7 protein-coding genes are annotated in these 10,557 nt (G+C 74.7%); 5 read left to right on the top strand and 2 right to left on the bottom strand.

The annotated features are described in order from the left end of the window. From MCM47_RS38430 to MCM47_RS38410, 5 genes are all read left to right on the top strand, one after another. On the top strand, positions 1-1,261 hold a 1,261-nt coding region (locus MCM47_RS38430), incomplete at its 5' end, for an HEXXH motif domain-containing protein (protein WP_238951601.1). 86 nt (positions 1,262-1,347) lie between these two features. Further along, positions 1,348-2,193 carry an aminoglycoside N(3)-acetyltransferase gene (locus MCM47_RS38425; protein ID WP_238861321.1) on the top strand — a complete coding sequence of 282 codons (846 nt, stop codon included), beginning with the start codon at positions 1,348-1,350 and terminating at the stop codon, positions 2,191-2,193. Positions 2,194-2,333: 140 nt separating this feature from the next. Continuing rightward, positions 2,334-3,692, top strand: coding sequence for a TIR-like protein FxsC (locus tag MCM47_RS38420; RefSeq protein WP_238951600.1), 1,359 nt, complete (start codon positions 2,334-2,336; stop codon positions 3,690-3,692). Beyond that, positions 3,689-7,681: an FxSxx-COOH system tetratricopeptide repeat protein gene (gene fxsT / locus MCM47_RS38415; protein ID WP_374209114.1), complete on the top strand. Its 3,993-nt coding sequence runs from the start codon at positions 3,689-3,691 to the stop codon at positions 7,679-7,681. Before MCM47_RS38420 ends, fxsT begins: the two co-directional genes overlap by 4 nt. A 46-nt stretch (positions 7,682-7,727) precedes the next feature. Continuing rightward, entirely contained in the window at positions 7,728-8,693 is a 966-nt protein-coding gene (locus MCM47_RS38410) for a D-glycerate dehydrogenase (RefSeq protein ID WP_238861327.1), read from the top strand. A gap of 29 nt (positions 8,694-8,722) precedes the next feature. Here the strand turns inward: MCM47_RS38410 and MCM47_RS38405 are convergent, their stop codons facing one another. Further along, entirely contained in the window at positions 8,723-9,577 is an 855-nt protein-coding gene (locus MCM47_RS38405; protein ID WP_238951602.1) for an alpha/beta fold hydrolase, read from the bottom strand. 73 nt (positions 9,578-9,650) lie between these two features. Next, positions 9,651-10,557: DUF4231 domain-containing protein (locus MCM47_RS38400; RefSeq protein WP_238861329.1), on the bottom strand; the 907-nt coding region annotated here is incomplete at its 5' end.

Here is a 10,557-nt window from a genome sequence, read left to right as displayed (position 1 = left end):
GGCCCCGCCCGCCGGCCTCACCGACCGGCAGCTGGACCGGCTGGCCCGCGGCCACGGCGACGCGGACACCGTCCGCGCCCTCGTCCGGTCCCAGCTCGCCCTCACCCGCGCCATGCTGGCGGCCGTCCGGAGCACCTCCGGGCTGCGCTCCTCCGCCGCCTGGGACCTGCTCGCCGACCTCGACTCCACCGCACCGGCCGCACTGGACGCGGTGCTCGGCCACCCGTACGTGCGGGCCTGGGCCGCCCGGCGGCTCGGCGGCGACCCGGGCGCCGGGCTCGGACGGCTGGCCGAGCTGGCCGCCGCCGCGGCCGTCCGGGCCGGGCGGGGCGACGCCGTGGCCGTCCCGGTCCGGGCCGGCGGCCTCCACCTGCCGACCCTCGGCCGGATCGGCCTCGGCGGGGGCGGCGAGGCGATCGTCACCGGCACCGGCGACGGGTTCACCGTCCGCACCGCCGACGGCGAGGTGCTCACCGTCGGGGAGGGCCGCCCGGACCCGCGCTTCGAGCCGGTCCGGCGGGTCCGGCCGGCCGGCGGCTGGACGTTCGCCCTGGAGGACGCCGACCCGCAGCGCGACAGCCACCAGTGGCCGGTCGCCGACCGCCTCGGCGAGGCCGAACTGCTGGCCTGGACCGGTGCGCTGCGCGAGGCCGTCGAGCTGCTCGACCGGGACCTGCCGGCCTTCGCCGAGGGCATGCGGACCGGCCTGACCACCGTCACCCCGCTGCGCCCCGGCCCGCCCGGGCGCGACGTCAGCGCCGCCGCCCGGCAGGCGTTCGGCGCGGTCGGGATCGCCCGCCCGGCCACCGCGCCGACCCTCGCGCTCCTGCTCGCGCACGAGTTCCAGCACGTCAAACTGGGTGCCGTACTGGATCTGGTGGACCTCTACGACCCCGCCGACACCGCACTGTACGACGCACCCTGGCGGCCCGACCCGCGCCCGATCGAGGGCCTGCTGCAGGGCACCTACGCCCACCTCGCGGTGACCGCCTTCTGGCGGACCCGGACCGCCGTCTACGACGGCCTGCCCGGCACCGCCGCCGAGCACGCCCGGGCGCAGTTCGCGCTGTGGCGCCGGTACACCGCCGAGGCGGTCGAGCGGCTGGCCGGCTCGGGCTCGCTGACCCCGGTGGGCCTGCGCTTCGCCGACGGCATGCGGGAGACGGTCGGGCCCTGGCTCGACGTGGCACTGCCGGCGGCGGCCGAGACCGCCGCCGAGCAGGCCCGGCAGGCCCGGCGCCCGGCCGCCCCCATCGGCTGACCGCCCCCGCGTCCACCCCCCACCGGTACCGGATCCGCTCCGGCCGATCGTCTTCGGGAACCGTCATCCTCACCGAACCGCGTCCCGTGCCCCCCCGGCAGGACATAGCAGAGAACGAACTGACCAGGACGGCGCTCGCCGAGCAGTTCACCGCGCTCGGCGTGCGACCGGGCGCCGTGCTCCTCGTCCAGGCCTCGCTGCGCAGGCTGGGTCCGGTCGAGGGCGGCGGCACCACCGTCGTCGAGGCGCTGCTGGACGCGCTCGGCGGGCCCGGGCGCGGCACCCTGGTCGCCTACACCGCGACGCCGGAGAACTCGGACACCTCCCGGCTGGTCCGGGAGATGACGAAGGGCTGGTCGCCCGAGGAGGTGGAGGCGTGGCGGGCGCACCTGCCCGCCTTCGACCCGTACACGACGCCGTCCTCGCCGACCATGGGACGCCTCTCGGAGCTCGTCCGCACCCACCCCGGCGCGGTGCGCAGCGACCACCCGCAGTCCTCCTTCGCGGCGGTCGGCGCCCGCGCCAAGGACGTCACCGAGCTGCACGAGCTCACCTGCCACCTCGGCACGGCGTCGCCGCTCGGCCGGATGTACGAGCTCGGAGCGGACGTTCTGGGCATCGGGGTGGGGATGGCCAGGTTCACCCCCTTCCACCTGGCCGACCTGCAGATGCCGGACATCCCCGTCCGGCACTACGGCTGCGTGGTCCGGGAGGGCGGGGGACGCCGCTGGGTCCACTTCGACGGCCCGCTCCTGGACGACCTGCACTTCGCGGAGCTGGGCGAGGAGGTGCTGCGCGAGGCCGCGGGTGTCCGCCGCGGCAGGGTGGGCGGCGCCGACTGCCGGCTCGTACCGATGCGCGAGGCGGTCGATCTCGCGGTCGGCATCCTGCGCCGGCGGCGCTGGCTCAGGCCCGACCTGGCCACGGCGTAAAAGGGGGCGGTCGTTTCAGTCATGTCAATTCGTGCGGCCCGATGTGCTATTCCATTGGGGCGTCAGTCGTTCCTACACTGAAGCCCCGCGTGCGGGGACTCGCGGGAAGGCGGTTGCAGGCGGGCCAGGGGGAGGCGCGTGTGAACGACCATGGCGGGGACGAGGAATCCTCCCGGCCGTACTTCTTCCTCAGCTACGCGCACACTCCGCGGGCCGGTGCGCGCGGCGCCGGCGACCCCAACCACTGGGTACGGCAGCTGTACCGCGACCTCTGCGAGGCCGTGCTGCAGCTCACCACCGTGCCGGCGGGCGTTCCGGTCGGCTTCATGGACGAGTCCATGCACCAGGGGGAGCTGTGGGCCGAACGGCTCTCGGAGGAACTGGCCACCTGCCGCGTCTTCGTGCCGCTCTACTCGCCCCGGTACTTCAACAGCGTTCCGTGCGGCCAGGAGTGGTACTCCTTCACCCGGCGGCCGGTCTACCCGGCCAACTTCGACTCGGAGCGGACCAGCGGCATCGTCCCGGTCCTCTGGGCGCCGATGAGCCGCTACCGGCTGCCCGAGGTGGCGAGCGAACTCCAGTTCAACCACGCGAGCTTCGGCCCCGACTACGCGACCGAGGGCCTGTACGCGCTGATGAAGCTGAGCTACTTCCGGGGCGCCTACGAGCTGGCCGTGCACCGGCTGGCCCGGCGGATCGTGGAGGTCGCCGAGGAGACCGTCATCCCGGTGGGGCGGCGGCTGGACTTCAACTCGCAACCCAGTGCCTTCAACGTCACGGCGCCCACCAAGCGGCTGCGGATCTCCGTCCTCGCCTACCACCGCGGTGACGTGCCGCCGGAGCGCAATCCCGACTACTACGGCGAGAAGCGCACCGACTGGCACCCGTTCCGGCCGGCCGCCCCCCGCCCGCTCGCCGAGCACGCGGTGCGGCTGGCGCGGCAGTTGGGCTTCCAGGCCACCGTGCACGAGTTCGACGGCGAGGCCGAGGAGATCATCGCGGGCGGCGAGCCCACCGCCCCCGGCCTCCTGCTGCTCGACCGCTGGGTGCTCAAGGACGAGCGGTGGCGTGAACTCGTCCGTCGTTTCGACCGTGCGGACTGCGGCTGGGTGAGCGTCCTGGAACCATGGAACATGGACGACCCGGACTGCGCCGAGCAGCACCGCGAGATGGGCGAACTCAGCGACCAGGCCCTGCGGTTCACCCACCGCGCGACCCGGCCCAGCTTCCTCGGCGCCACCGGGGGGCAGCCCGGACTCGGCAGCCTGGAGGAGTTCGACGACGCGCTGCCCCGGGCCGCGATGAAAGCCAAGTACGCCTTCGAGAGCCGGACCAGGACCGAGCCGGAGGAACCGCCTCCGCCCCGGCCCAACCTCCGGGACGCCTTCCGGCACGGCCGGGGCCGGGACGGACCCGGCCTCCCCGCCCACGACGACCATCCACGCGAAGCAGGCGATCGCCCGGACGACGGGACGCCGTTCGGGGGAGGAACCACATGAGCGAGAACCGCACCAGGAACCTCCGCATCGGCGGCCTGAGCGCCGCCGAGCTGGCGGCCCAGCGGGAGGCCGAGCAGGACCGGCAGGGCCGGATCATCACCTTCTACTCCTACAAGGGCGGTACCGGGCGCACCATGGCGCTCGCCAACACCGCGTGGATCCTCGCGGCCAACGGCTTCCGGGTGCTCACCGTGGACTGGGACCTGGAGGCGCCCGGCCTGGCCAAGTTCTTCCACCCGTTCCTCGACCCCACCGTGCTGGCCGGCACCACCGGCATGATGGACCTGATCGCCGAGTACCGCGAGGAGGCGCTGCGGCCGGTCGAGCACGCCGAGGGCTGGCACCTCGACTTCGCCCGGGTGCACCCGCACGCGCTCTCGCTCTCCTGGCCGATGTTCCCCGACGGCGGCAGCCTGGACTTCCTCTCCGCCGGCCAGTTCAACCGCGACTACTCCGAGGCCGTCACCCACCTGGACTGGGACATCTTCTACGACCGCTTCGACGGCGGGCAGTTCTTCGACGCACTGCGCGCCGACATGAGCAAGCGCTACGACTACGTCCTGATCGACTCCCGCACCGGTCTCTCCGACATCGCCGAGATCTGCACCGTCCAGATGCCCGACGACCTGGTGGTCTGCTTCACCCTGAGCGACCAGTCGATCGACGGCGCCTCCCGGATCGCCCAGCACATCCACGACCGCTACCGGGAGCGCGGCATCCGCATCCTGCCGGTGCCGATGCGCATCGACGAGGGCGAGAAGGAGAAGGCCGACGCCGGCCGGGCGCTGGCCCGGATCCGCTTCGACGGCCTGCCGGCCGGCCTGTCCGGCGAGGAACTCGCCCACTACTGGGGCTCGGTGGAGATCCCGTACCGGCCGTTCTACGCCTACGAGGAGATCCTGGCGACCTTCGGAGACCAGGGCGGCACCCAGACCTCGATGCTGGCCGCCTGCGAGCGGCTCACCGGGGTGATCACCGAGGGCCGGGTCACCTCGCTGCCGCCGGTCGACGAGGAGCTCCGGCTGCGGTACGTGGACGCCTTCACCCGGCGCCGCCCGTCCGTCCCGGCCGACCTCTACCTCTCCTACGTCCCCGAGGACCGGATGTGGGCGGACTGGATCGAGTCCGTCCTCACCCGGGCCGGGTTCCGGGTGCTGCCCCGCGACCTCTCCGCCGGCTCCGACCCGCGGCAGGAGACCGAGCGCGGCATCGACGCCGCGTACCGGACCGTCGCCGTGCTCTCGCCCGCCTACCAGCGCTCGCCGCAGGCCCGCGCGCTCTGGGAGTCGGTGGTCAGCTCCGACCCGTCCGGCACCCGGCGCCAGCTGGTCCCGGTCCGCGTGGGCGACGTCCGGCTCACCGCGCCGTTCAGCAACCGCAACCCGGTCGACCTGGTCGGCCGCGACGAGGCGCAGTCGGTGCAGACCCTGCTGCGCGCGCTCGGCCGCGGTGACGTGCCGCTCGCCGAGACCACCGGCACCGGCCCGCGCTTCCCCGGCAGCAAGCCGCAGGTGTGGGACGTGCCGCCGCGCAACCCGTCCTTCACCGGCCGCGCCGCGGTGCTGGAGCAGCTGCGCAACCAGCTGCGCGGCGGCATGGCCGCGGTGCTGCCCACCCCGCAGACGCTGTACGGCCTCGGCGGCGTCGGCAAGACCCAGGTGGCGCTGGAGTACGCGCACCGCTTCATGTCCGACTACGACCTCGTCTGGTGGATCGACGCCGAGCAGACCGAGCTGGTGGCGCCCGCGCTGGCCGACCTGGCCCGCCGGCTCGGCCTGCGGGTCGGCGACTCCGTCACCGAGGCCGCCGAGGCGGCCCGGGAGGCGCTGCGCCGCGGCGTGCCCACCTCGCGGTGGCTGCTGATCTTCGACAACGCCGACGAGCCCGCCGAGATCCGCAGGTTCTTCCCCGGCGGCTCCGGCCACATCCTGGTCACCTCCCGCAACCAGGCCTGGTCCGGGCACGCCGAGGCGCTGGAGGTGGACGTCTTCACCCGCGGCGAGAGCGTCGAGCACCTGTGCCGGCGCGCCCGCGGGCTCTCCCGCGCCGACGCCGACCGGGTCGCCGAGGCGGTCGGCGACCTGCCGCTGGCCGTCGAGGTGGCCGCGGCCTGGCTGGACACCACCGGCACCCCGGTCGACACCTACGTCGCCCAGCTGCAGGCGGAGGCGGCCCGCGCCCTGGCCGGCGCCCGCCCCGCCGACTACCCCACGCCGGTCGGCGCGACCTGGAACGTCTCCATCGCCCGGCTGCGCACCCAGTCCCCGGCGGCGGTGCGGCTGCTCCAGCTCTGCGCGTTCTTCGCGCCGGAGCCGATCTCGATGAACCTCTTCTACAGCGACCAGATGATCCGCGCCCTGGTCCAGTACGACGCCGACCTCAGCGACAAGTTCATGCTCGGCAAGGTCATCCAGGCGATCGGCCGGTACGCGCTCGCCAAGGTCGACGCCGGCACCAACAGCTTCCAGGTGCACCGGCTGGTGCAGGCGGTGATCCGGGCCGAGATGACCGAGGACGAGCAGGAGGTCGCCGTCCACGAGGTGCACCGCATCCTCACCGGGGCCCGGCCGGTCCTCGGCGACACCGACGACCCGGCCAACTGGCCCGCGTTCGACGAGATCTGGCCGCACCTGTCGCCGTCCAAGGCGCACAACTGCGACGAGGCCGACACCCGGCAGCTGCTCATCGACCGCGTCCGCTACCTGTGGAAGCGCGGTGAGCTCGACCGCGCCCGCGACCTCGGCCACGCCCTGGACGCGGAGTGGACCAGCAAGCTCGGCGAGGACGACCGGCAGACCCTGCTGCTGCGCTTCCAGCTCGCCAACGTGCTGCGCTCGCAGGGCAACTACGCCGAGGCGCTGGCCCTGGACGAGGCCACCCTGGAGCGCCAGCGGGCGCTGCTCGGCGAGCACCACCCGTACACCCTGATGACGGCGGGTTCGCTCGGCGCCGACCGGCGGGCGCTCGGCCGGTTCCAGGCCGCACTCGACCTCGACCGCGAGATCCTCGACCAGTTCCGCGAGCTGTTCGGCGACGACAACCCGCGCACCCTGTCGATGGCCAACAACCTGGCGATCGACTACCGCCTGGTCGGCGACAGCGAGGCCGCCCGCGAACTCGACCAGGAAACCCTGGACCGGCGCACCGCAGTGCTCGGCCCCAAGCACCCCTACACCCTCTCCACCAAGTCCAACCTCGCCCGGGACCTGCGCGAACTCGGCGACTACCGGGGCTCGGTCGAACTGCTGCAGGAGGTCACCGAGGACCTCGGCGACGTGCTCGACCCGGACCTGCCCGAGAACCTGCGCAACGCCAAGTCGCTGGCCGTCTCGCTGCGCCGGACCGGGCAGCTGGCCGAGGCCCGCCGGATCACCAAGGAGACCTACGAGCGCTACCTGGAGCGGTACGGCGCCGACGCGCCCGACGCGCTGGCCTGCGCGCTCAACCTGGCCGCCGACCACAGCGCCTCCGGCGACAAGGAGGCCGCCCGGGACCTCTGCACGACGGTCTACGAGGGCCACCGGCGGCTGTTCGGCGACGAGCACCCGTTCACCCTGGCCTGCGCCAACAACCTCGGCATCTACCTGCGGGGCAGCGGCGACGTCCGGGGCGCGATCGAGCGCGGGCTGGCCACCGTCGAGGGGCTCACCCGGTCGGTGGGGCCCGAGCACCCGTACACCCTCAACGCGCTGATCAACCTGGCCAACGCGTACGGGGACGACGGCCAGATCGACCTCGCCGAGCAGCTCGGCCGCACCGCGCACGCCGGCCTGTGCGAGCGCTACACGCCGCGCCACCCGGACGCGGTGGCCTGCGAGGCCAACCTGGCCGTCACCCTGCGGGCGGCCGGCCGGCACACCCAGGCGGCCGAGCTGCGCGCCCGGGCGATCGCCGAGCTGATCCGCCAGTTCGGCGAGGAGCACCCCAACACCGTCTCGGCCCGCGGCTGGAAGCGGATCAACCGCGACCTGGAGCCGCAGCCGGTGTGACGGCGGGCCGACCCGGGGCCGGGGCCGGCGGGTAGGCTGCGGGGCCATGAGCCCGCAGCTGCCCCCGGTCCTGGTCACCCGCCGCCTCGCGCCCGGCGTGATCGAGCGGCTCACCGCCCACCACGCGGTGACGCACCACGACTCGGACCTGCCGATGCCGCGGAGCGAGCTGCTGGCGGCCGTCCGCGGCCGGTCCGCGGTGGTCACCACGCTGGACGACGCCGTGGACGCCGAGTTCCTGGACGCGGCCGGCCCCGGCCTCAGGCTGGTCGCCAACCACGCGGTGGGCCACCACAACGTCGACCTCGCCGCCTGCGCCGAGCGCGGTGTGGCGGTCAGCAACACTCCCGGGGTGCTGACCGCCGCCACCGCGGACATGGCCTGGGCGCTGCTGCTGGCCGCCACCCGGAGGCTGGGCGAGGGCGAGCGGTGGCTGCGCTCCGGGCGGCCGTGGGCCTGGGCGCCGAACTTCCTGCTCGGCATGGAGCTGGCCGGCACCAGGCTGGGCGTGCTCGGCATGGGCCGGATCGGCCAGGCGGTGGCCCGCCGGGCCCGGGCCTTCGACATGTCGGTCGGCTACCACAACCGCCGTGAACTGCCGGCCGACCGGGCCGGGGACGCCGAGTGGCTGCCGCTGGAGGAGCTGCTGGCCCGCTCCGAGGTGCTGGTGGTGACCTGCCCGCTCAGCGACGCCACCCGTCACCTGCTGGACGCCCGCCGGCTGGCCCTGCTGCCGCCCGGGGCGGTGGTGGTCTCGATGACCGCAGGGGTGGTGGACGAGGAGGCGCTGGCCGCCGCGCTGGAGTCGGGCGCCCTGTTCGCCGCTGCGGTGGACAACTTCGAGCGGGAACCGGAGGTGCCGTCGGCACTGCTGGCCCAGGAGCGGGCGGTGCTGGCCCCGCACCTGGGCAGCGCCACCGTCCGCACCCGGCAGGCGATGGGCGGCCTCGCGGTGGACAACGTCCTGGCGGTGCTGGCCGGCGGCGATCCGGTCACCCCGGTCGGCGCCTGACGCCCCCGGCCCGGTCCACCGGACGCGACCTATCCCGCGGCCCAGCTGAGCGCGGTGGTCATCACCCGGAACGCGCCGAAGTGGGCCGCGCCCGGCTCCAGGTAGAGGGCGGCGCCGGGAATGTGGTCGGCCAGCCAGCGGGAGTGCTCGACCGGTGAGAACTGGTCGTCGGCGCCGTGCCAGAGCCAGCTCGGCACGGCGATGTCCTGGACCTTGAAGCCCCAGTCGGCGGTGAAGGCCAGGACGTCGTCGATCCAGCCGTCGGCGCCGTGCCGGAACGCCTCGCGGTAGTTGCTCTGCAGCATCCGGCGCAGCCCGGTGTCGGCGACCACCTCGCGGTCGGTGGCCGGGAGTTCGGGCCGCAGGCCCTTGAGCAGCCGGACCGGGTCGGCCTTGATCTGCTCGGAGCGGAACCGCATCGAGGCGGCGATCTGGTCGTGCCCGCGCTCGGCCTCCTGGTAGGCCCGGACGTGGGGGGGCGTCACCCCGCCGTACCAGTCCAGGCCGGCCGCGTTCCGGGGGGCCAGGCTGACCAGCAGCGCGACCCGGGTGACCCGCTCGGGCAGGAGCGCGGCGCAGGCCAGCGCGTGCGGGCCGCCGCCCGAGCGGCCGAGGACGGCGAAGCGGTCGATGCCGAGCTCGTCGGCGATGGTCCGCACGTCGGCCGCGGCCGCGCTGACCCGGCGTCCGGGCAGCCGGGCCGAGTCGCCGTAGCCGGGCCGGTCGAAGGAGACCAGCCGGATGCCCAGGCGGTAGAGGACGCTGGTGCGCGGGTGCGGGCCGACCCGGCTGCCGGGCGTGCCGTGCAGCAGGAACACCGGCCGGCCGCGCGGGTCGCCCACGGTCTCGACGGCGAGGGCGCGGCCGTCCGCCGCCTTGACCATCCGTAACGTCACGCGCGGCCTCCTCGGTACTCCGGGGTGCTCCGGTCGGCGGCCCCGGTCGTTCGGTCCTCCGTCAGTGGTCCCGGTCCGTGGTCCCGCGGACCTCCCGGCGGGCCTGCCAGGTGGTGTGCTCGCGGGAGACGGCGTCCTCGGCGTCCCGGGCCAGCCTGGCCCAGACCTCCTCGGCGTCCGCCGCGCCCAGGTCGAGCCGGGCCAGCTGGTCGCGGATCAGCTCCAGCTCGTCCGCGGCCAGCCCGTAGGCGGCGGCCAGCGGCCGGTACTGGCGCAGCTGGGCCCAGGCGGTGACCGAGGCGGCCACCGCCGAGACGGTGCCGAGCGCGTCGTAGCCGAAGCCGCCCATCGCCCGCAGCACCGCGAGCACCAGGCCGAGCCCCGGCAGCACCACGCCGAGCACGCCGGTCCAGAAGCCGGCCCGGGCGCAGTACCGGGCCTTGGAGCGGTACCAGTCGTGCTGCACCAGGATCCGCTCCCGCAGGTAGACCTCGCGGCGCACCGCCAGCGGCTGGTCGCGCAGGCCGCGCATCGCCGCGGTGATCGGCGCGTCGGGCCCCTCCGCGGCCGCGCCGACCGCGCGGCTGCCCCGGAAGGCGTTCAGCACCCGGCCGAGCTGGAAGCTGTACAGCCCCTCGGCGTCGGGCAGGGTGCGCGGCGGCGGCTGGAAGGCGTCGGCCCGGACGGCGAACTTCCAGGCGAGCGTCTTCACCGACTCCGCGGCCGCCCGGCCCTCGTACCAGAGGCCCTGCGGGTTCTGCCGGCTGATCACCACCGCGAGGCCGATCGCGCCGAGGTAGGCCACCGCGGCCGACCAGGCCCACGGCTCGCCGTCGGCGGAGCCGAACCCGGCCGCGGCGACCAGCAGCACCAGTTCCCAGGCCGAGAGCAGGACGGACCGGCGCTGCCCCTGCAACGAGGCCGAGTCGGCCGTCCAGAACAGTGCGGGCAGCAGCTCGTGCTCCCGC

It is taken from the genome of Kitasatospora sp. A2-31 (genome assembly GCF_022288725.1).
Taxonomy (GTDB): Bacteria; Actinomycetota; Actinomycetes; order Streptomycetales; family Streptomycetaceae; genus Kitasatospora.
The sequence above is the reverse complement of the archived record's forward strand: the minus strand, read 5'-3'. Positions and strand labels throughout refer to the sequence as shown.

Bases quoted from the DNA above. Each gene is read 5' to 3' on its own strand.
- MCM47_RS38405 (WP_238951602.1), bottom strand. From the start codon at position 9,577: ATGGTCAAGGCGGCGGACGGCCGCGCCCTCGCCGTCGAGACCGTGGGC.
- MCM47_RS38410 (WP_238861327.1), top strand. From the start codon at position 7,728: ATGAGCCCGCAGCTGCCCCCGGTCCTGGTCACCCGCCGCCTCGCGCCC.
- fxsT (WP_374209114.1), top strand. From the start codon at position 3,689: ATGAGCGAGAACCGCACCAGGAACCTCCGCATCGGCGGCCTGAGCGCC.